Annotated in this window: 18 protein-coding genes, 1 pseudogene and 1 riboswitch; of the genes and pseudogenes, 13 read left to right on the top strand and 6 right to left on the bottom strand. The window is 68.3% G+C overall.

Annotated elements, in window-relative coordinates:
• Positions 1 to 137: 137 nt before the first annotated feature.
• Complete coding sequence (locus E2L08_RS07045; protein ID WP_133396368.1) at positions 138 to 1,586, bottom strand: aldehyde dehydrogenase; 1,449 nt, start codon at positions 1,584 to 1,586, stop codon at positions 138 to 140.
• A gap of 139 nt (positions 1,587 to 1,725) precedes the next feature.
• Here E2L08_RS07045 and E2L08_RS07050 point away from each other — a divergent pair, with 139 nt between their 5' ends.
• Entirely contained in the window at positions 1,726 to 2,595 is an 870-nt protein-coding gene (locus E2L08_RS07050) for a helix-turn-helix domain-containing protein (RefSeq protein WP_133396369.1), read from the top strand.
• A 71-nt stretch (positions 2,596 to 2,666) separates the two neighbouring features.
• Here E2L08_RS07050 and E2L08_RS07055 read toward each other — a convergent pair whose 3' ends face one another.
• From E2L08_RS07055 to dsrO, 3 genes are read right to left on the bottom strand one after another with little or no spacing between them, the layout of a single operon-like run.
• Entirely contained in the window at positions 2,667 to 5,759 is a 3,093-nt protein-coding gene (locus tag E2L08_RS07055) for a molybdopterin-dependent oxidoreductase (RefSeq protein ID WP_133396370.1), read from the bottom strand.
• Complete coding sequence (gene nrfD / locus E2L08_RS07060) at positions 5,752 to 6,933, bottom strand: NrfD/PsrC family molybdoenzyme membrane anchor subunit (RefSeq protein WP_133396371.1); 1,182 nt, start codon at positions 6,931 to 6,933, stop codon at positions 5,752 to 5,754. Before nrfD ends, E2L08_RS07055 begins: the two co-directional genes overlap by 8 nt.
• Positions 6,920 to 7,699 (bottom strand): sulfate reduction electron transfer complex DsrMKJOP subunit DsrO, encoded by a 780-nt coding sequence (gene dsrO / locus E2L08_RS07065; RefSeq protein ID WP_133396372.1) that lies wholly within the window; start codon positions 7,697 to 7,699, stop codon positions 6,920 to 6,922. Before dsrO ends, nrfD begins: the two co-directional genes overlap by 14 nt.
• Before the next feature lie 315 nt (positions 7,700 to 8,014).
• Between dsrO and E2L08_RS07070 the strand changes: the two genes are divergently transcribed.
• The 10 genes and pseudogenes from E2L08_RS07070 to E2L08_RS07115 all read left to right on the top strand — a co-directional run bounded on the left by E2L08_RS07070 (position 8,015) and on the right by E2L08_RS07115 (position 16,197).
• Positions 8,015 to 8,923 carry a metal ABC transporter substrate-binding protein gene (locus tag E2L08_RS07070; protein WP_133396373.1) on the top strand — a complete coding sequence of 303 codons (909 nt, stop codon included), beginning with the start codon at positions 8,015 to 8,017 and terminating at the stop codon, positions 8,921 to 8,923.
• Positions 8,924 to 9,024: 101 nt separating this feature from the next.
• Positions 9,025 to 9,921, top strand: a complete 897-nt coding sequence (locus E2L08_RS07075) for a manganese/iron ABC transporter ATP-binding protein (protein ID WP_133396374.1) — start codon at positions 9,025 to 9,027, stop codon at positions 9,919 to 9,921.
• The gene (locus E2L08_RS07080; RefSeq protein WP_133396375.1) at positions 9,918 to 10,817 is read left to right on the top strand and encodes a metal ABC transporter permease; all 900 of its coding nucleotides are present in this window, start codon (positions 9,918 to 9,920) and stop codon (positions 10,815 to 10,817) included. The genes E2L08_RS07075 and E2L08_RS07080 overlap by 4 nt, the downstream gene beginning before the upstream one ends.
• Before the next feature lie 38 nt (positions 10,818 to 10,855).
• The gene (locus E2L08_RS07085) at positions 10,856 to 11,677 is read left to right on the top strand and encodes a metal ABC transporter permease (protein WP_133396476.1); all 822 of its coding nucleotides are present in this window, start codon (positions 10,856 to 10,858) and stop codon (positions 11,675 to 11,677) included.
• A 44-nt stretch (positions 11,678 to 11,721) separates the two neighbouring features.
• Positions 11,722 to 11,932: riboswitch (cobalamin riboswitch) on the top strand.
• Positions 11,933 to 12,075: 143 nt separating this feature from the next.
• A complete protein-coding gene (locus E2L08_RS07090) occupies positions 12,076 to 12,456 on the top strand; it encodes a DUF1636 family protein (RefSeq protein ID WP_133396376.1) in 381 nt (126 codons plus the stop codon).
• Positions 12,453 to 12,953, top strand: a pseudogene (locus E2L08_RS17430) (ABC transporter ATP-binding protein); the annotation flags it as partial. The gene E2L08_RS07090 and the pseudogene E2L08_RS17430, both read left to right, overlap by 4 nt.
• Positions 12,954 to 13,283: 330 nt before the next feature.
• On the top strand, positions 13,284 to 14,201 hold the full coding sequence (locus E2L08_RS07100) for an ABC transporter substrate-binding protein (RefSeq protein ID WP_240758154.1): 918 nt from the start codon (positions 13,284 to 13,286) through the stop codon (positions 14,199 to 14,201).
• The gene (locus tag E2L08_RS07105; protein ID WP_133396377.1) at positions 14,198 to 15,253 is read left to right on the top strand and encodes a FecCD family ABC transporter permease; all 1,056 of its coding nucleotides are present in this window, start codon (positions 14,198 to 14,200) and stop codon (positions 15,251 to 15,253) included. Before E2L08_RS07100 ends, E2L08_RS07105 begins: the two co-directional genes overlap by 4 nt.
• 99 nt (positions 15,254 to 15,352) lie before the next feature.
• Positions 15,353 to 15,748, top strand: a complete 396-nt coding sequence (locus tag E2L08_RS07110) for a YbaN family protein (protein WP_133396378.1) — start codon at positions 15,353 to 15,355, stop codon at positions 15,746 to 15,748.
• Between the two features lie 149 nt (positions 15,749 to 15,897).
• On the top strand, positions 15,898 to 16,197 hold the full coding sequence (locus E2L08_RS07115) for a PRC-barrel domain-containing protein (protein ID WP_240758147.1): 300 nt from the start codon (positions 15,898 to 15,900) through the stop codon (positions 16,195 to 16,197).
• Positions 16,198 to 16,268: 71 nt separating this feature from the next.
• Here the strand turns inward: E2L08_RS07115 and E2L08_RS07120 are convergent, their stop codons facing one another.
• Both E2L08_RS07120 and E2L08_RS07125 read right to left on the bottom strand, forming a co-directional pair.
• Positions 16,269 to 17,288, bottom strand: coding sequence for an AI-2E family transporter (locus E2L08_RS07120; protein ID WP_133396380.1), 1,020 nt, complete (start codon positions 17,286 to 17,288; stop codon positions 16,269 to 16,271).
• Positions 17,289 to 17,445: 157 nt separating this feature from the next.
• Positions 17,446 to 18,078: a LysE family translocator gene (locus E2L08_RS07125; RefSeq protein ID WP_133396381.1), complete on the bottom strand. Its 633-nt coding sequence runs from the start codon at positions 18,076 to 18,078 to the stop codon at positions 17,446 to 17,448.
• Between the two features lie 160 nt (positions 18,079 to 18,238).
• On the opposite strand from E2L08_RS07125, the gene E2L08_RS07130 reads away from it, so the two are divergent.
• Both E2L08_RS07130 and E2L08_RS07135 read left to right on the top strand, forming a co-directional pair.
• A complete protein-coding gene (locus E2L08_RS07130) occupies positions 18,239 to 19,276 on the top strand; it encodes a phosphoribosyltransferase family protein (RefSeq protein ID WP_133396382.1) in 1,038 nt (345 codons plus the stop codon).
• On the top strand, positions 19,273 to 20,214 hold the full coding sequence (locus E2L08_RS07135; RefSeq protein ID WP_133396383.1) for a glycosyltransferase family 8 protein: 942 nt from the start codon (positions 19,273 to 19,275) through the stop codon (positions 20,212 to 20,214). The genes E2L08_RS07130 and E2L08_RS07135 overlap by 4 nt, the downstream gene beginning before the upstream one ends.
• Positions 20,215 to 20,247 lie beyond the last annotated feature (33 nt).

A 20,247-nucleotide genomic window follows, 5' to 3' on the forward strand; every position in this document is an offset into this window, starting at 1 on the left:
CTCCTCCGCCGCGACAAGACGCTTGGGGCAGTTTATCTTTAAGTTTTGCCGCTGCAAAATGATGATTACGGCGTTTTGATTGCCGAAACCGGAAAGCATGTCGGGCCGGACGCTCGATCGCCCGGCCCGATCAGCGTTCAGATCGGATAGTGCAGGTCGCCATCCTGAACGGTGATCCACCGCAGGTCGGTGAACTCGTGCACGCCCCAGATCCCGCCGAAGCGACCATGCCCCGACTGCTTGACGCCGCCGAACGGCATCTGCGCCTCGTCATGCACCGTGGGGCCGTTCACGTGGCAGATGCCGCTTTCGACCCGGCGGGCGATGGCCATGGCACGGGTGGTGTCGCGGCCGAACACGGCCGCGGCCAGTCCGAAATCGCTGTCATTGGCGATGCGCACCGCCTCGTCGGCATCGGCGGCGCGGATGACGGCGGCCACCGGGCCGAAGCTTTCCTCGGAATAGAGGCGCATCTGCGGCGTGACGCGGTCGAGCGCGGCGGCGTTCAGCAGCACCCCCTCGCCACCGCCGGCGATCAGCTTCGCGCCCTTTTGCGTGGCGTCCTCGATCAGCCCGCGCACACGGTCCGCCGCCGCGGCGCCGATCATCGCCCCGAGCGGGTGCTCGGCCTTGTCCGGGTCGCCCGCGGTCAGGCTTTCGACCTTGGCGGCGAGCTTTTCGACAAAGGCGTCGGCCACGGCGTCGACCACGATGATCCGCTCGGTCGACATGCAGATCTGGCCCTGGTTCATGTAGGCGGCAAAGCCCGCCGCGGCGACGGCGGCATCCAGGTCGGCATCCTCGAGCACGATCATCGGGGCCTTGCCGCCAAGCTCCAGCAGCGCGGGCTTGAGATGGCGGCCGCAGCTTTCGGCGATGATCCGTCCGACGCGCGTCGAGCCGGTGAAGTTCACGCGCCGCACCGCCGGATGGGCGATCACCGTCTCGACGATGGCATGCGCGTCATCGGGCGCGTTCGAGATCGCGTTGAGCGTGCCCGCGGGGAAACCGGCCTCGGCCACCGCCTCGACGATCAGCGCATGGGTGCGCGGGCAAAGCTCGGAGGTTTTCATCACCACGGTGTTGCCACAAGCCAGGGGCGTCGCGATGGCCCGCACGCCAAGGATCACCGGGGCGTTCCAGGGTGCCATGGCAAGCACGACCCCGGCCGGCTGCCGCACCGCGTATGCCGTGGTGCCGGGGCGGTTCGACGGCACGATCTCGCCCTTGATCTGGGTGACGAGTCCCGCGGCCTCGATCAGCATTTCGCTTGCAAGCATGCAGTTGAAACGGGCCCAGCCCTCGGTCGCGCCGGTCTCTTCCTTCATCGCCGCGACGATCGCATCGGTTTTCCGGGTCAGCGCATCGGCCGCGGCGAGCATCGTGCGGCGGCGTTGCGACGGCGGGGTGGCGGACCATTCGGCAAAGGCGGCGGCCGCGGCCTCGACCGCGCGGGATGCGTCCTCCTCGGTGGCGGCTGCCGCGCGCGTGACGACGGTGTCGGTCACGGGATTGGCGCGCTCGAACGTGCGCCCGCCCGTGGCAGGCGCGAACTCGCCCCCGATATAGAGATCCAGCGTTTCCATGGGTGTCCTCCTCATACAGGCCCGACTGGGCCCTTCTTGGTTATAACAGCGATCATCCGCCAGAAATGGACGCTTGGGGCTGGAAATTGCATCCAAGCGGCGCAAACCTGCCCGGCGAGGATCATGAGGAAGCCGCACGATGACCCGGCACCCCGTCGCACCCGACCCGGTTCGCCCCGTCGCGCATCACATCCACGCGCCGTTGCATCAGGTGACATTCGCGCTGCGCCCGGCGCGCGGCCACATGGTCGTGCTGCTGGGCGGGTCCAGCGCCGTGACGATGGGCGGCGAACCGGCGTCGCGGGCGATACCGGGATTGGCATGGCTGCCCGCCGGAAACGGGGGACGGCTGGTTTTCGCGCCCGGATCGGTCGGCTGGCTGCTCGAACTGCCCGGCCCGAGACTGGCCCGTGCCGTCCCGCCGGGGCTTGACGAGGCGATGCGCGGATTGCTCGGAAAGGCGCTTTTCCTGCCGCTCGACAACCCGGCGCTGCGCGACGAATTGCAGACCGGCATGCGGGCGATGCGCGACGAGCTTGCCACCGCCGGGCCGGGCTTCGACGCCGCCTGCGATTGCCGCCTCGGGCTGATGCTGCTGTCGTTATGGCGCCTCGCGCTGGCGCATCGGGCCGTCGGCGGCGGCGAAACGAGCGGCCTGTCGGACCGCTTCGTGTTGCTGGCGCAACAGAACGCGCGGTCGCATTGGTCCGTGGCGGAGTATTGCGGCGCGCTCGGGGTCGACCGCGATCGGCTGGGGCGCGTCGTCCACCGCGCCACCGGCCTGTCGCCTCGCGCCTACCTGCACGGTGAACTGCACCGGCAGGCCTGCGACCTGTTGCTCGGCACGGGGCTTCAGGTCCGACAGGTCGCTTACCGGCTCGGCTTTTCCGACCCGGCATATTTCAACCGCTTCTTCACCCGGATGGAGGGAACCCCGCCCAGCCGTTTCCGCCGCAACGCGGCGCGCGCCCGCTCGGCCACGGATGGCAGCTTCGCCGCCTGGCCCTGATCGGCGGGGCGGGCGGGCTTGTGGCGCCCGCGGCCCCGGCAAGGGGTACGCCGTGGGTCCACCACCCGCCCTTACGCCGCCACGTCCTCAAGCTTGCGGATGCGGACCGGAAGGCCCTGGCGGACGCTCGCGCCGCTGATCGGTTCGAGCCATGTGCCCGCGACCCGGCGGGTCGGGTCGGCAAAGCCCAGCGCGTTGAGGTTCACGCCCGCCCCGATCCACGGGTTTCCGCCATGCGGCTCTCCGTCGATCAGGTGGCGGGTGGCACCCAGTTCGCTGTGCCCGAAGCCGTGTTCGATCCCCAGGGCGCCGCGCATCACCCCTTCGCCGACCAGCGCGATGCCGATGGCGCGGCCTCCGGGGCTTTCGATCTCGAGCGTGTCGCCATGGGCGATCCCGGCGCGGCGGGCATCGGCGGTGTGGATCAGCACCGGGTTATAGGGCTTGATCATCCGCAACCGGTCGAGCCCCGCGGCGTAGGAGTTGAAGATGTTGGACTTGAAAGAGAACGCCAGCAGCGGCCAGTCGTCCTCGGGGAACAGGTCGCGCATGGGTGTTCCGTCCGACAGTTCGGCGCGCCGGAACTCGGGCACGCCGCGGTGGCGGCGCCCGGTCTCGCTGTCGATGGCGGTCGCGACATCCTCGTTGTAGAGGCAGAGCGTGCGCGTCCAGCGGTTGCCCAGCAATTCGCCGTCGTAGGCCTTGGCAAAGTTCTGGAACCGCCCGCCGCGGGAATAGAGATGCGTGACCGGGCCGCGTTCCTCGGGGGGCAGCGTCTCCTGGATGCGGGGCATCAGACGGCCGATCCCGCTCAGCGCGATATCGTCGTCGCTGGCCGCGGGCAGGGTGTCGCCCGTGAAAGCCACGTTGGCCGCCGCCCTGAGAAAGAAATCCTCGGCGCGGTCGAGATTGAGCAGGCCGCCATCGGCGGCGGGAATAGCCCCGGCGCCGAACCCGGCGAGGTTCAGCCGCTTGGCCACGGCGATGAGAAAGCTCTCCATCCCGACCGGGTCGCCATCGGCGGTCTTGACCTGCCGGGGCTCGATCACCGGCCAGCAGGCGGTCGTCGTCTTGGTCAGCGTGCCCGACCACGCGCCGGTGAAGCCCCAGACCTCGTACATGACCGAGTCGGGAAAGATGTAGTCGGCATAGCGGTTCGTTTCGTTGATGAACCCGTCGATCGCGACGTAGAGCCCCAGCCGGGAGGGGTCGGCCATCCGGTCGCCGATCAGCTCCTGCAACCCGGCCTGGCCGTAAAGCGGGTTGGCCATGACGCCGATCACCGCCTTGATCGGGTAGGGATAGCCGTCGAGCGCCGAGGCCAGATGCTCGGTCAGCACCGGCGGCGCCAGCTTTCGCCAGGGCGCCCTGGCCGGGTAGGGGTTCTCGCCCGCCGCGACGCGCCGATTGTATTCCGACGATTTCTCATAGGGGAATTTCGAGCGCGACAGGAACACGCCCTGCGGTTTGCGCATCTCGGGAAAGGTCGCCAGGTCGTAGCGCGGCCCGTTGCCGAAGCCGTTGAAGCTGCCGCCGCCATGGGCCGAGCCGCCCTTGTGGTTCATCGACCCCGCCAGCAGGTTCAGCACCTGGATGCCGTAGGCCGCGTGGAACCCGGTGGCCGACATCATGCCGCCATGGCAATCGACCACCGCGCGGCGCCCGCCCGCCTTGAACCGGCGGGCGATCTCGACGATGCGATCTTCGGGGATGCCACATTCGGCGGCATAGTCGGCAAGCGTATGCTCCAGGGCGGCCTCGCGCAAAAGCGTCAGGCTCGACGCGACCGCGATCTTGCCGCCATCGGGCAGCGCGATGGCCGTGCGGGCGAACAGATCGCCGCGGTCGGCACTGTCGGCGGGGGTCGGCGTGCCGCCGGCAAGAACAATCGGACCGTCATCCTCGGCCTCGGGTTCGGCCAGCCCGAGATGGGACTTGCGCAGGAACCGGCCCTGCGCGGGGTGTCCGTCCTCGACGATGACGAGATGCGCGGCGTTTGTATGGCCCGCCTCGTTCGCCGCATCCGCCGCCCGCTGCGAGGGCAGGGACAGGAAATCGGCGGCATAGCCGTCATTCTCGAGCAGCCAGCGGATCAACGCCATCGCCAGCGCGCTGTCGGTGCCCGGTCTCACCGGCACCCAGTTCGCGCCCTGGGCCGGGTTCACGACCGATGCGTTCAGCGCCGGGTCGACCACGACGTAATCCAGCCCCTTGGCGCGCGCATCCGCAATCAGCCGGCCCTGCCGCTTGAACGGGTTGCCCGCCTGGCTAGGGGCCGTCCCGATGAACAACGCGAAATCGGCATTCTCGAAATCGGGCTTGGTATGGGCGTTGCTGTCGAGATCGTTCATCACCGCGCCCGAGCCCATGCGGAAGGCGAGCCCGCAATAGCTGCCGTGATGGCCGTAGTTGCGCGTGCCGAACGCGTTGAAGGCGAACCGCTTGAGCAGGGCCGAGCGGCCGTAATCGGTGGCCTCCATCACCAGAAGCTGGTTGGTTTTGGGCCCGAGCTCGGGCGCGTCGGGGTCGAGCGGGGTCTCGTAGTCGTTGATCGCGCGCAGCCCGTCGACCGGGCCCTCGCCGAACAGGTCGCCGCCTTCGCAGATTTCCTCGATGGCCCGCTCGAAGGGCACGGTCCGCCATTCGCCCGCGCCGCGCGGACCCACCCGCTTGAGCACGTTGAGAACGCGGTGCGGGCTGTCGATCTGGGCGATCATCGCGTTGCCCCGCGCGCAGGCAGTCGAGCGGTTCTCCTGCCCGTTATGGTCGAAACCCGAGACGCAACGCAGCGCCTCGCGCACGGGGGCGGTCTCGGGCAGGTGCGCGTCGGACGATAGCGGGTGATAGGGGTTGCCGCGCACGTTCAGCACGCGGTCGGTGGCGTTCTCGATCCGGACCCGCACGCCGCATTGCGTGGTGCAGCCATAGCAGATGGTAAAGGCCATGCGCTGATCGGGGTTCATCTCGATATCGCCGGTGGCGAGATCGACGCGGTACTCGGGCGCGGGCGCGTCGCCATAGATCGGATGCGCGGGCTTTTCGCCCGAACTGCCCGACAGGCCATGCGCCATCTTTTCGAGCGGCGCAGAATAGCCCGCGGCAAAGGTGGCGGTTCCGGCGACGGCGACGCCGCCCTGAAGCAGTCTGCGACGCGACTTATCCATGAGAAGGCACTCCCTTCGGATCGGGGGAGACGGCCGGTTCGCCGGCGCCGCCGAGCGCCGCGCGCCATGGCACGAAGATGTCGATCAGCATGAGCACGGCGAGCCACAGGCCAAAGCTGCCGACGATGCCCAAAAGCCCGCCCGAACCCATCGCGAGGTGGTATTCGCTGAACCCCGCGGTCTGGCGTTGCACGGTCTGCACGTTCATCAGCACGGCCCAGCGGAACATCCACGCGGTATGCAGCGCAAGCAGGCCGAAGACCCAGGCAAGGCCGCGGATCTGCGGACGCAGCAGCAGCACCAGGACGCCGAGAAACAGCAGCCCGCCCGTGGCGATGGCGCGGAAGGTCATCGCCCGCCAGTCGGGATTGTCCTGCACCGAGTCGAGGGCGGCGGCGACCGACGGATCGCGGTTGCCCAGCCCCACCGCGAACCACAGCGCGGCGGTGATGCCGGCCAGCACGCAGGCGATCAGCAGCACCATCAGCAACTGGCGCGAGGTGGCGCGGCTGCGCGATGCCGCCCGGCCCATCGCGCGCAGCTCGGCCGCGCGGGTGCCGGTGAACCGGTCGAGCACCAGCAACAGGCCGGTCGAGCCGATCAGCCCGGTGGCGACGAACATCACCGGCAGGAAATCGGTATGCCAAAGCGGGCGGCCCTTGATGACCGCGATCTCGTAGCCGGTATAGACCGCCACCACGATCGAGGCGGCAAAGGCGCCGAGCCCGGTCAGTACGACCGACCAGCGCGGGCTCGTCCAGTCGCCGAGCGTGACGATGCGCGCGACGCCGCCGACCAGGCCCGGTCCGCGCCATGCCTTCATCGGTTCGCGCCAGACCAGCCAGGCAAGCGCCACGGTCAACAGCACGAAAAGCGGCAGGAACACCGACCCGATCGACATCCACGACCACGGCGTGAAATAGGCGTAGAAATGCCAGAACCGCAGCGGCTGGTGCAGATCCGCCAGCAGCGAGACGGGCGCCACGATGGCCGTCGTCACCGCCGCGACGAGAGCGAGACGGGCCACCGGTTTCCACCGTTCGAGCCCCAGGACGGTGCCGGGGAACGCCAGCCACAGCGACGTGTAGGACAGCGCCACGAGAAAGAAATACTGCACCGCCCAAGGATACCACGCGATGTCGTAGCGCGGTGCGATGACCTCAATGCTCTGCATATTCGTACCCCAGTTCCGCACCGTCGCTGTCGCGCACGTCCCACAGGCCGGGCCTTGCCTCGGGCCGGTCGACGAACCGCTCGTCCATGCCGAGATAGAAGATATGCGGCGCGGTGTTCTTGTCGGGCTGAAGCACCATAAGCTCGTCGTGGTACTCGTCGATCATGCGGGCGATCTGGCTTTCGGGATCGTTGATATCCCCGATGATGCGCGCCCCTCCGACGCAGGATTCGACGCAGGCGGGCAGCAGCCCCGCCTCGAGCCTGTGCGCGCAAAAGGTGCATTTGTCGGCGACCTGCGTGCGCGGGTTCACGAACCGCGCGTCATAGGGGCAGGCCTGCACGCAATAGGCGCAGCCGACGCAGCGATCGGCATCGACGACCACGATGCCGTCCTCGCGCTGGAACGTCGCCTGCACCGGGCAGACGGGCACGCAGGGCGGGTTGTCGCAATGGTTGCACAGGCGCGGCAGCATGAACTGGGCCAGCGCGCCGGTTTCCTCGTTCTCGACCTCGTATTGCGACACGATGGTGCGGAACTTGCCCAGCGGCGCCTCATTCTCGATGTGGCAGGACACCGTGCAGGCCTGGCAGCCGATGCAGCGGCGCAGGTCGATCAGCATCGCGTAGCGTTTTGTCGGGTCGCCGCCCCGACGCGGGGGCTGGTCGTTGATACCGGCCTGCGCGACCTGGGCCAGCGGCACGAATGCGGCGCCGGCCGTGACGCGGGCCGCCTGGGTCATGAAAAGCCTGCGAGCGAGATCCATGGAGCTTCCTTCCGATCCCTGGTGCGCGAGAACGGCACGCAGCGTTCTCGCATCACGACCATCTTGGGCGAGTCGGGAAAATAAATCCTTGATCTAACTCAATTTTGCCTTTGGGCGGCGGATTCCTCCAGTTTGTCTCGGGAACTGGCAGTCCGCCAACGCGGGCGGCCGGATGGCGGGCTGGCAAACGGTGTCGGGCGCTCTAGATGCAACTCATTCTCAATCGTCTTGACAGCGCCGGATCGCCGGTTCTATCTCGCTACTTGCAACTGCCTCGCAGAAACGTTTCATCCTTTTCCAGACCGGAGACGCATGATGACCCGACCCACGCCCCGCCTGATTGCTGCCACCGCCCTCGCCACGCTTTTTGCCGCCGGGGCCCATGCCGCGGATGGCGACAGGTTCAAGGCCGTCACGACCTTTACCGTTCTGGCCGACATGGCGCAGAACGTGGCCGGCGACGCGGCCGAGGTCGTGTCGATCACCAAGCCCGGCGCCGAGATCCACGGCTATTCGCCGACCCCGCAGGATATCGTGCGCGCCAGCGATGCCGACCTGATCCTGTGGAACGGCCTGAATCTCGAGCTGTGGTTCGAGCAGTTCCTCGACAACCTCGGCGATATCCCCTCGGTCACGCTGACCGAGGGGATCGAGCCCATCGCGATCTCCGAAGGCTCATACGAGGGCAAGGCCAACCCCCATGCCTGGATGGGGGCCGATAACGCCATGGTCTATGTCGACAATATCGCCGACGCCTTTGCCGAGCACGACCCCGCCAACGCCGAGACCTATCGGGCCAATGCCGAGGCCTACAAGACCGAGATCATGGACACGATCCAGCCGCTGCGCGACCGCGTCGCACAGGTTCCGGCCGAGCAGCGCTGGCTTGTCACCTGCGAAGGGGCCTTCAGCTATCTCGCGCGCGATTTCGGGATGAAGGAACTCTACCTCTGGCCGATGAACGCCGACCAGGTCGGCACGCCGCAACAGGTGCGCAAGGTCATCGACGGGGTGAGGGAAAACGATATTCCCGTCGTCTTTTGCGAAAGCACGGTCAACACCTCGCCGGCCGAACAGGTCGCGCGCGAGACGGGGGCGGCCTTTGGCGGCGTCCTCTATGTCGACAGCCTGACCGAGGCCGACGGCCCGGCGCCTACCTATCTCGACCTGCTGAGGGTCACGTCGCAGACCGTGGCGGACGGCATGTCGCGCAATATGAACTGAGTGCCGGTTGAAACCGTTTCATGGGTCTCCGCGGCGGAAACGCTGCGGAGACATGCGTTGAATGGGTGGGCCGGCCACAGATGACACGAGAGGATCGGGACATGCTCGACACGTCCGAACACCGCCGCGGGGCCGATGCCGCCGCCCCGCGCCCCGAGGACGGGGCGGGGATCTATGCGCGCGACGTGACCGTGACCTATCGCAACGGCCACACCGCGTTGCACGACGCGACGTTCGCCATCCCCAAGGGCACGATCACCGCGCTTGTCGGCGTGAACGGCGCGGGCAAATCGACGCTGTTCAAGGCGATCATGGGCTTCGTTCCCGCCGCCCGCGGCGAGATCCGGCTTTTGGGCAAGACGGTAAAGCAGGCGCTGCGCGAGAACCTCGTGGCCTATGTGCCCCAGTCCGAAGAGGTCGACTGGGCCTTTCCGGTGCTGGTCGAGGATGTCGTGATGATGGGGCGTTACGGGCATATGGGGTTCCTGCGCCGCGCCCGCCGCGTCGATCACGCCGCGGTGGCCGACGCGCTCGACCGGGTGAACATGACCGAATACCGGCACCGCCAGATCGGCGAGCTGTCGGGCGGCCAGCGCAAGCGCGTCTTTCTTGCCCGCGCGCTGGCGCAGGACGGCCGCGTGATCCTGCTCGACGAGCCGTTCAGCGGCGTGGACGTCCAGACCGAGGACCAGATCACCGACCTGCTGCGCGAGCTGCGCGACGAGGGGCGCGTGATGCTGGTCTCGACCCACAATCTCGGGTCGGTGCCGGATTTCTGCGACCGGACGGTTCTCATCAAGGGCACGGTGCTGGCCTACGGCCCCACCGAAACGACCTTTACCCGCGAGAACCTGCAACGCGTCTTTGGCGGCGTGTTGCGGCATTTCAACCTCGGCGGAGAGGCGCTGCACGACGATGACGACCCGCGCGAGGTCAGCATCATCACCGATGACGAAAGGCCATTCGTGCATTACGGCGCGCGGGAGGATGGCCGATGATCGAAACCCTGATCGAGCCGTTCGGCTATAGCTACATGTGGAACGCGATGTGGGTCTCGTCGCTGGTCGGTGGCGTCTGCGCGTTCCTGTCGTGCTACCTGATGCTCAAGGGCTGGTCGCTGATCGGCGACGCGCTGTCCCATTCGGTCGTTCCGGGCGTGGCGGGGGCCTATATCCTCGGCCTGCCCTTTGCGCTGGGCGCGTTCGTCGCGGGCGGTCTGGCGGCGGGCGCGATGCTGTTCCTGTCGGGGCGGTCGGGGCTCAAGATCGACGTCATCATCGGCATCATCTTTACCTCGTTCTTCGGGCTGGGGCTTTTCATGGTGTCGCTGTCGCCGATGTCGGTCAGCATCCAGACCATCGTCATGGGCAATATCCTCGCGATCACGCCGGGCGACACGCTGCAACTGGCGATCATCGGTTTCGTGTCGCTCGCGGTGCTGATGGCCAAGTGGAAGGATCTGATGGTCGTGTTCTTCGACGAGACGCATGCCCGCTCGATCGGGCTGCGGCCCGAGCTGCTGCGCGCGGTGTTCTTCGTGCTGCTCTCGGCCTCGGTCGTGGCGGCGATGATGACGGTCGGCGCCTTTCTGGTGATCGCGCTGGTCGTGACGCCGGGGGCGACGGCCTACCTGCTGTGCGACCGGTTCCCGCGGCTGATCGCGCTGTCGGTCCTGATCGGCACGGTCACGAGCTTTGTCGGCGCCTATGCCAGCTATTTCCTCGACGGGGCGACGGGCGGCGTCATCGTGACGTTGCAGACGCTGATCTTCCTTCTGGCATTCGCCTTTGCGCCGAAACACGGGATGCTGGCCGCGCGCCGCAAGGCTGCCGCCGCGCTGGAGCGTCCCCATGAAGACGCGACGGCCCGCGCCGCGCGGGAGGTGACGCCGTGAACCTCGAGACCCTGCTCCTGCCGTTCCAGTTCCCCTTCATGCAGAACGCGTTCTGGATCTGCCTCATGGTGGCGCCGCCGACCGCGCTCTTGTCGTGTTTCCTCGTGCTCAAGGGGTGGGCGCTGATGGGCGACGCGGTCAGCCACGCGACCCTGCCCGGCATCGTTCTGGCCTGGATCCTCGGCCTGCCGCTGATCGTCGGGGCCTTTGCCGCGGGGATGCTCTGTGCGCTGGCGACGGGGTTCCTGTCGCATAACAGCCGGGTGAAACAGGACACCGTCACGGGGGTCGTGTTCTCGGGCATGTTCGGGCTCGGCATCATCATGTACACCTCGATCACGACGAACGAGCATCTCGATCATGTCCTCTTCGGCAACATGCTGGGCGTCGGCCGCGAGAATCTCTGGACCTCGGGGGTGATCGGGCTCGCCGTCTCGGCACTGCTGATCCTCAAGTGGAAAGACCTTTTGCTTCATGCCTTCGACCCGGCGCAGGCGCAGGCCTCGGGCCTGAGCACGCGGCTGCTGCATTACGGCCTGCTATGCGCGCTGTCTCTGACAATCGTGGCCACGCTCAGCTCGGTGGGGCTGATCCTGTCTGTGGCGCTTCTGGTGACGCCGGGGGCCATCGCTTTCCTGACGGTTCGCAGCTTTGCGCCGATGCTGATTGTCTCGGTCGCGGTCTGCCTGCTGTCGATGCTGGCGGGCACCTACCTCAGCTTTTTCATCGACAGCGCCTCGGCACCGACGATCGTGCTGATCCTCACGGCGATCTTCATCGCGGCTTTCGTGCGGCGGCTGGGCAAGACCCGCGCCACCTCGCGCCGGCGGGTGGCGACCGAGGGTGCCGCCGCGTCCTGACCCTCGGGCCGCGGCGAATGAGGATTGACGCCGCGCGGGCGGTGGCCCACGCTGATCGGGATGGTTCCCGACGCCCCCAAAGGGCCGAGGGATGAAAAGGGAATGCGGTGCGGGCCCCGGCCCAAATCCGCGACTGCCCCCGCAACTGTGAGCGGCGAGCGACCCCGAGGAACGCCACTGGACCCCGCGGTCCGGGAAGGTTCGGGCGAGCCTTGACCCGCAAGTCAGGAGACCTGCCATCGCAGGCGTCATGGGACGCCGCCGGTGCCTGTGGGCACCGCAGGAAACTCGAACCGGGCGGGGTGTCCGGGACCGGAGGCCAGAATGGCAGGATCGGCAGACGCCGCGTTGCCCGCACGGGTCCGATCGCGCCGCCCCGCACCAGCGCGGAGGCCGCAATGGACGACACCGGCACACATGTCATCACGATCTGCACCTCGTGCCGCCACGGCAGACGACATTGCCGGCCGGGGCTCGACCTGATCCGGCGGCTGCGCGCCGCGCGCGATGCGGCGTCGGGCGTGGTGGGTGACGGGTTCGAAGTCGAGGGCTTCGCGTCCCTCGCCGTCTGCGACCGGCCCTGCACCGTCGCCTATCGCGCGACGGCCGACACCGTCTGGCTGTTCGGCGATGTCGACCCGGACGCGGATATCGACGACCTCGTGGCCTTTGCGGATCGGGGTGGGCTGGGCGGCAACCCGCGCGCGGCGGGCTGCGCCGCGGCGCTGGCGCGCGTGCCGTCGCTGGTCATCCGGGCGGACCGGGTGACGCTGCAATGATCGCCGCCGCGCTTTCGGTGCGCGATATCGGCTGGTCGCCCCCCGGCGGGCCGCCGATCCTGCGCGGCATCGGTTTCGACCTCGCACCCGGCCGCCTGTTGGGCGTTGTCGGGGCGAACGGCGCGGGCAAGTCCACGCTGCTGCGGATGCTCTACCGGTTCCACCGCCCCGAGCAGGGGGTCGTCGCGCTCGACGGGCGGGACATATGGCGCCTGTCCGCGCGCGACACCGCGCGCCGTGTCGCCGTCGTGTTGCAGGAACAGCCGACCGATTTCGCCCTGACCGTCCGCGAGATCGTCGCGCTGGGCCGCACGCCACACCGGCGCGGTTTCGCCGGGGGCGGGGCCTATGACGCGGCCGTGGTCGCCCGCGCCATGGCGCGGCTTGACCTCGCCGGCATGTCCGAACGCGCGCTCGGCACCCTGTCGGGCGGAGAGAAGCAGCGCGTCATGGTGGCCCGCGCCCTCGCGCAGGAGCCGGGGCTCTTGATCCTGGACGAGCCGACGAACCATCTCGACATACGCCATCAGCTCGAGGTGCTGGCCCTTGTCCGCGGGCTCGGGATCACCGTCGTCACCAGCCTGCACGACCTCAACCTCGCCACCGGGCTGTGCGACGATGTGCTCGTCCTCGCCGGGGGCCGCGCGCTGGCTTTCGGCCCGCCGGGCCGCGTCCTGAACGAGACCCTCGTGGCCCGCGCCTTCGACGTGGCCGCCCGGCGCGAACGGCTCGAGCCGAGCGGCACGCCGCATTTTACCTTCCACCTGCACGGCTCCGAAAGGATACGATCCATGTCCCGTCTTATCCTCTCCCTTCCCCTGTCGTTGATGGCCGTTCAGACCATGGCGCAGGACTATCCCGTGACGGTGCAAAGCTGCGACCGCAGCGTGACCTTCGACGCCGCGCCCGAACGAGCCGTGTCGAACGACGTGAACCTGACTGAGATGATGCTTGTCCTGGGGCTGACCGACCGCATGGTCGGATTTACCGGCATCAACGGTTGGAACAAGCTCGACGACGAGATGCGCGCGGGCGTGGCCGAGCTGCCCGAACTGGCCGAACGCTATCCCAGCCGTGAAGTGCTGATCGGGGCCGAGGCCGATTTCTACTTTGCGGGCTGGAACTACGGGATGCGCGTCGGCGGAGAGGTGACGCCCGAAACGCTCGCCCCCTTCGGCATCGCGGTCTATGAGCTGAGCGAGAGCTGCACCCACATCATGGACAAGCCCAAGGCGAGCCTCGACGACATGTATGCCGATATCCTCAACCTCGGGCAGATCTTTGGCGTGCCCGACCGCGCCGAGGCGCTGGTCGCGGGATGGCGCGACGAGATCGAGGCCATCACCGCCGACGTCGAGCCCGGCGCCGGGCCGCGCGTCTTTGTCTATGACAGCGGCGAGGACACTCCTTTTACCGCCGGGCGCTATGCCATGCCCACCGCCCTGATCGAAGCCGCGGGAGGCACCAACATCATGGACGATTTCGAGAAGAGCTGGGCCACCGTCGGCTGGGAGGACGTGATCGCCCGCGACCCCGAGGTGATCGTGATCGTCAATTACGGTGACGTCACGGCCGAGCAAAAGCGCGATTTCATGCGCTCCAACCCCGCGTTCGCCGATATCGCGGCGGTGCGCAACGATGACTTCGTGACGCTCGAATACGTCGCGGCGACGCCCGGCCCGCGCAACATCGAGGCCGTCCGCACCCTCGCCGCCGCCTTTGCCGACGCGGCCGGAACACCGTGAGCGACGCCGCGCTCGCGACCCGGACCGCCCGGCGGCGGCATCGCCGCGCCTATCCGGTCGCGGTGATCCTGTCGGCGCTGGTGCTGATCGTGTCGCTGTCGGCCGCGATCAGCGTCGGTGCCGTGGGCGTGCCGACGGCCACGGTCTGGGGCGTGATCGCGGACCGCCTGTTGCCGGGCATCGTGACGCCGGACTGGTCGGCGGGCCAGGCGGCCATCGTGTGGGACCTGCGCCTGCCGCGCGCGATCCTCGCCGCGCTGGTCGGGGCGGGGCTGGCCATGGTTGGGGCGACGCTTCAGGCGGTGACGCGCAACCCGCTTGCCGACCCCCATCTGCTGGGCATCTCGTCGGGCGGGGCGTTCGGCGCCATCGTGGCGCTGTTGCATACCGGCCTGATCCTCGGCGGCGCGACGGTTCCGGTCTTTGCCTTTCTCGGCGCGCTCGCCGCGATGGGGCTGGTGCTGGGCGTGGCGCGGATGGCCCGCGCGTCGTCGGCGGACCGGCTGGTCCTTGCGGGTGTGGCGGTGTCGTTCATCGTCATGGCGGCGGCCAACGTGATGATCTTTCTCGGCGATCCGCGCGCGACCCATACCGTCGTCTTCTGGATGCTGGGCGGGCTGGGGCTCGCGCAATGGTCGCATCTGCTTTACGCGCTGGGGGTGCTGGTGCTGTGCGGCGCGTGGTTCCGCCTGCGCGCGCACGATCTCGACGCCATGACCGTGGGTGACGAGACCGCCGCGACGCTGGGCATCGCGGTGGCGCGCTTTCGGCTTGAGGTCTTTGTCGCGGGGGCGCTCATCACCGGGGTCATGGTCGCGTTTTCGGGGGTGATCGGCTTTGTCGGGCTGATGGTCCCGCATATCGTGCGGATGGCCGTGGGGGGCAGTTATGCGCGCGTCCTGCCGGTCTCGGCCCTGTTCGGCGCGGTGTTCCTGTTGTGGTGCGATATCCTCGCCCGGACGGTGATGGCCCCCGAGGACATGCCCATCGGGATCCTCACCGGCCTGATCGGCGGGGCGTTCTTTGTCTGGCTGTTGCGGCGGCGGGGCTGAGCCAACGGGGCGGCAAAGCCGACGCTTTTGGTCGGATAAGCCTTGCCGTGCGGTGCAGGAGCCTATATCCGGTATTCCGTTTACCGAATGGAGCCGCCCATGCCCGCCCGTCTCGTCCAAAGCATCGACCTCGCGCGCGCCGCGTGGTTCACGCTGGGCGGCATCGCGCTGGTTCTCGGCGCCGTCGGCGTGCTGCTGCCCGTGTTGCCGACGACCCCCTTTGCCATCGTGGCGGCCTTTGCATTCGGAAAGAGCGCGCCGCGCCTCGCCGCCCGGCTCGAGTCGAGCCGCACCTTCGGCCCGCTCGTCGCCGATTGGCGGGCGCATGGCGCCATCGCGCGGCGCTACAAGCTGCTCACCGTCGCGATGATGGCCGGGGCCTTCGCGCTCAGCCTCGCGCTGTCGGTCGCGCCCGTCGTTCTGGCGGTTCAGGCGGTCTGCATGACGGCCGCGGCCGCCTATGTTCTCAGCCGACCCGAAGCGTCGGACGCCTGAGCGACGGCGATCCGCGCACCACTCTCTTCATCGCAATCACAGGGTGCCGTCGTGATCGCCGGGGGCGGAACCTTGACCGGGCGAACCGGTTGATCGTGAGACCCACCAAGGAAACAGGAGGTTTCATGTTTCGCACAGGTATTCCGCTCATGGCAGCACTGATGATCGGCGGCGCCGTCTCGGCGCAGACGATGGACATCAGCAATCTTCGGTCCATCGACGATGCCGATCTCTATGGCCCGGAAGGCAACAAGATCGGCGAAGTCGAAGAGATCCTCGTCGACGAGACCGGCACCCCGGTCGCGGCCGCGATCGAGTTCGGCGGCTTTCTCGATATCGGCGATGACGACGTTGTCATCATGCTCGAGGACATGACCTACGAGAACGGCAACTTCTCGACCAGCCTCACCGAGGATCAACTGGGCCAGCTCCCGTCCTGGGACGACTGAAACCCCGCACCTCGCCCGTAACCGCTCGGGCGGGGTGCCTTTTCCGACGGTCCGCGCGGCGCGCCCGCCCCCTACGCCCCGTCGCGGGCGTCGCCGTCCAGAACGTCGTTCACATAGATCATGCGCACCGCGATCAGGATGACGATCAGCATCGGCGTGGCCAGCAGAACGCCCAGGAACCCGAACAGGATGCCGCCGACGACCACGGCCAGCACGGTCAGCGCCGGGGGCAGCGATGTCGCGCGTTGCTGGATGAGCGGCATCAGCACCTGCCCGTCGATCTGCTGCACGACGACGATCAGGATCGTGACATAGACGGCGTCCATCGGGCTTTGGGTAAAGGCCAGCAGGACCGCCGGCGCACCGCCGAGGAACGGCCCGAGGATGGGGATGAAGTTCGTCAGCCCCGCGATCACGCCCAGCGCGATCGCAAGCGGGATATCCAGAAGCCAGAGCCCCGCGCCGATCATCACCCCCACCGCGATCATGTCGAAGATCTGCCCGATGAGCCATTTCCACAGGCCTGTGCCGATGGACTCGAGCACATCCGCCGCGCGTTCGCGGTGGCGCACCGGCACGAGTTGCAGCGCGCCGCGATGGTAGAGCCGGGGATCGAGCGCGAGATAGATGCCCACCGACAGCACGACGATGGTATTGGCGATGACGCCGACCGCGCGCGACAGCGTGCCGCCCAGCGCGCCCGTGACCGAGAAATCCGTGCTGTCGGAAAGCTCGGGCGAATTGTCGAACACATAGGCCCCCCATTCGGTCGCGTTGATCGCGGACCTGACCTCGGCCACGGCGCCGGGCAAAAGCTCGATCACCTTTGAAAGGCGGTCGGCCATGCGCGGCCCCTCGGACCAGAAAAAGCCCGAGACCAGCGCGATCAGCAGCAGGCAGACGACGCCCACCCCCACGTTCGGCGACAGCGGCGTATGGCGCGCAACGAAGACGCCGAGATTGCGCAGGAACACGGCCAGCAGGATCGCAGCGAACACCAGCAACAGCACGACGACCAGCTCATGCGCGGCGAGAAACAGGATCGCGATGCCGATCACGGCCATCGCCGTGCGGAAGGCCGGCATGTTCATGGGCGCGGCCCTTGGCCGGGGTGGGGGTGCCGGGCGGGCGGCGGTGCTGCCTTGGCGTGTCGCATCGTCATGCTGCGCGTTCCTGTCCGACGGGCGTGCCCTGGCCGTGCAGATTGCCAGACCCGGCCGGTGGCGTCGACCGCAGAACCGGCTGCGCCTAGAGCGCGGGGCGGCGGGTGAACAGCGCCGCGATGCCGGCGGCGGCGATGGCGGCACCCCCGGCCCGGTTCATCCAGCGCAGCACATCCGCGCGCCCGATCACCCGCCGCATCGCATCGGCCCCCACCGCGTAGGCCGCGCCATTGGCCAGCGCCAGCGCGGTAAAGACCAGTACGAAGAATGCCGCCTGCCTGAGATAGCCTGCATCGGGCCGGATGAATTGCGGCACGAAGGCGATGAAGAACAGGATGCCCTTGGGGTTGAAGACGGTGACGAGAAACCCGTCGCGGAACGCGGCCCCGGCCGATCCGACAGGCGCGGCGCCATCCGCTTGCGGGGGTGCCGGCATCGCGCGGAACAGCTTGATTCCGAGCCAGACGAGGTAGCACGCCCCGATCAGCTTGACCGCGGTAAAGGCCGCGGCCGAGGCGGCGAGCAGCGCCCCCGCCCCGGCCAGCGCGATGCTGGCCGCCACCAGGTCGCCGAGCCCCACGCCCAGCACCAACGGCAGCGCGTTGCGCCGCCCGTCCGACAGTGACCGCAGAATCACCAACGCGATGGTCGGTCCGGGGACGATCAGCAGCACGATGCTGGCCGAAACGAAAAGCGCGATGGTCGATGCGTCGGGCATGAGGGCTGGGGCCTTTGTCGGGTTGGCGGCCGGAATGGCCGGGCCGAGCCTTGCACGCGGGCGCCGACCCTCCAAGCGCGGATCGGGCGGGAGGATGCGGCTTGACCTCGCAAGCCGCGCCGTGTGACGCTACGTCATCCAGCGAAAGGCGGTCCTGACGATGCACTTCCGGTCTTATGCGGATCTGCATGACGATGTCGCCCGCGGCCTGTCGATGTTGCCCGACAGGCCCGATCTCGTCGTCGGCGTCCCGCGCAGCGGCCTGCTGGCCGCGGGCATCGCGAGCATCATCCTCAACGTGCCGCTGGCCAGCATCGACGGACTCGCGGCGGGCCATGTCTTTGGCACCGGCAAGACGAAACAGGTCCGCACCCGCTCGGCCGAGGTGGACGGACCGCCCAGGGTGCTCGTCCTCGACGACTCGGTATCGACGGGGCTGTCGCTGCGCGAGGCGCGCGCCACGATCGCCGGGATCGCGGGGCTCGGGCCCGTCACCTTTGCCGCCGTCTATGGCGAAGCGGCGAGCCATCCAGAGGCCGACACCGTCTTTGCCGCCGTTCCGCAGCCCCGGATGTTCCAGTGGAACTTTCTCCACCACGATGCGCTCGGGCGGTGCATGATCGACATCGACGGCGTGCTGTGCCGCGATCCGCTGGCGGTCGAGAACGACGACGGCCCGAACTACCGCCGCTTCCTGTCGGAGACGCCGCCGCTTTTGCTGCCGAGCAAGCGCGTCGCCGCGCTCGTCACCAACCGGCTGGAGAAATACCGCCCCGAGACCGAGGCATGGCTGGCCCGGCACGGGGTCGTATACGATGCGCTGCACATGCTCGATCTGCCGGACGCCGAGGCGCGGGCCGAGGCGGACCTGTCGGCCTTCAAGGCCGAGACATACCGCCGAAGCTCGGCCCTTCTGTTCATCGAAAGCGAGATCGGGCAGGCCGTCGCGATCGCCGAGGCGACCGACCGGCCCGTGCTGTGCACCGCCACCTGGCGGCTAAAGACCACCCATACCGGCGCCTATCTCGCGCGGCAGGCGCGGCGACAGGCCGCCTATCGCGCGCTCGACCTGCCCCGCCGGGGCAAGCTTGCCGCGCGTCGCATCGCCGGGCGGCTCCTGGGCGAAGAGGCGGTCAGCGCGCTGGGCGACAGGCTGCGCCGGTCGCGCGATACCGATCAAGCCGGCGGCAAGACGTGACGCCGCGCGCGACCACCGCCGCCGTGTTCGTGACCGACGAACGCGGCCGCGATCTGGCGCGGTTTTCCGTGGCCTCCTTCGCGCTGACCCAGGGCTGGCCCTGCGATATCCACCTTGCCTGCGACGGGTTCGCCCTGCCGTCCGACGACCCCTTGCGTGCGCTCTGTGCCGAACGGGGGATCGCGTTTCACACCCCGGCCTTGTCATCCTCGGGCTATGCGGGGCTGAAATCGGCCGCGCATATCTCGGCGGCGCAATTCCTCAAGTTCGCGGCCGTCGCGCCGCTGACCGGGCGCTATCGCCGCGTGCTCTATTCCGACACCGATTTCCTGTTCCTGCGAGACATGCCCGCCCACGAGGTCGACCTCGGGGGGCAGCCGCTCGGGGCGTGTTTCGACGTCGCCGAGGCGGGGGCGATCACCGATCCGGCCTTTGTGCGGAACTGTCGCGCGCATGGCCGGTCGCCGCTGTATTTCAACAGCGGGCTTATGCTGTTCGACGCCGAGGCGCTCGACATGGAGGAATTGCGCGCCCCCTACGAGGCGGCGATCCAAGCGCACCAGGCGCGTTGCGATTACAAGGCAGTCTGCCGCACCAACGATCAATGCGTCTGGAACATGCTTTTCGAAGGCCGCTGGCACGTCCTGCCCGGCGGCTGGAACGTGCAGTCCTCGATGCGTTTCACCAAGCCGTGGCGCGAGGCGCGGGCGCGCCATTATACCGGGCCGAAAAAGTTCACCGACCCGAAACCGTGGCGCAGCGACGGGATCGAGTACCGGGCGGTTGCGCGGATCGCCGCGCTGATCGGCCCGCCGGGCCGGGCGGGCGGGCCGCCGTTCGACGCGATCTACCGGGCGAACGGGCTGCGGTTCCTGCGCCAGCGGGCGCGCATCCTGCGCGCGGCCGCCGATCTGGGGGCACGCTCGACCGCGATCTGAGACAAAGTGCGGCGCGATTGCCTGACCGTGGCC

This window comes from Palleronia sediminis, assembly GCF_004358695.1.
Taxonomy (GTDB): domain Bacteria; phylum Pseudomonadota; class Alphaproteobacteria; order Rhodobacterales; family Rhodobacteraceae; genus Palleronia; species Palleronia sediminis.

Coding starts and splice junctions, on each gene's coding strand:
- E2L08_RS07070 (WP_133396373.1), top strand. CDS start 8,015: ATGACCCGACCCACGCCCCGCCTGATTGCTGCCACCGCCCTCGCCACG.
- E2L08_RS07080 (WP_133396375.1), top strand. CDS start 9,918: ATGATCGAAACCCTGATCGAGCCGTTCGGCTATAGCTACATGTGGAAC.
- E2L08_RS07110 (WP_133396378.1), top strand. CDS start 15,353: ATGCCCGCCCGTCTCGTCCAAAGCATCGACCTCGCGCGCGCCGCGTGG.
- nrfD (WP_133396371.1), bottom strand. CDS start 6,933: ATGCAGAGCATTGAGGTCATCGCACCGCGCTACGACATCGCGTGGTAT.
- E2L08_RS07085 (WP_133396476.1), top strand. CDS start 10,856: ATGCAGAACGCGTTCTGGATCTGCCTCATGGTGGCGCCGCCGACCGCG.
- E2L08_RS07125 (WP_133396381.1), bottom strand. CDS start 18,078: ATGCCCGACGCATCGACCATCGCGCTTTTCGTTTCGGCCAGCATCGTG.
- E2L08_RS07055 (WP_133396370.1), bottom strand. CDS start 5,759: ATGGATAAGTCGCGTCGCAGACTGCTTCAGGGCGGCGTCGCCGTCGCC.
- E2L08_RS07075 (WP_133396374.1), top strand. CDS start 9,025: ATGCTCGACACGTCCGAACACCGCCGCGGGGCCGATGCCGCCGCCCCG.
- E2L08_RS07115 (WP_240758147.1), top strand. CDS start 15,898: ATGGCAGCACTGATGATCGGCGGCGCCGTCTCGGCGCAGACGATGGAC.
- dsrO (WP_133396372.1), bottom strand. CDS start 7,699: ATGGATCTCGCTCGCAGGCTTTTCATGACCCAGGCGGCCCGCGTCACG.
- E2L08_RS07130 (WP_133396382.1), top strand. CDS start 18,239: ATGCACTTCCGGTCTTATGCGGATCTGCATGACGATGTCGCCCGCGGC.
- E2L08_RS07120 (WP_133396380.1), bottom strand. CDS start 17,288: ATGAACATGCCGGCCTTCCGCACGGCGATGGCCGTGATCGGCATCGCG.
- E2L08_RS07045 (WP_133396368.1), bottom strand. CDS start 1,586: ATGGAAACGCTGGATCTCTATATCGGGGGCGAGTTCGCGCCTGCCACG.
- E2L08_RS07100 (WP_240758154.1), top strand. CDS start 13,284: ATGGCCGTTCAGACCATGGCGCAGGACTATCCCGTGACGGTGCAAAGC.
- E2L08_RS07050 (WP_133396369.1), top strand. CDS start 1,726: ATGACCCGGCACCCCGTCGCACCCGACCCGGTTCGCCCCGTCGCGCAT.
- E2L08_RS07090 (WP_133396376.1), top strand. CDS start 12,076: ATGGACGACACCGGCACACATGTCATCACGATCTGCACCTCGTGCCGC.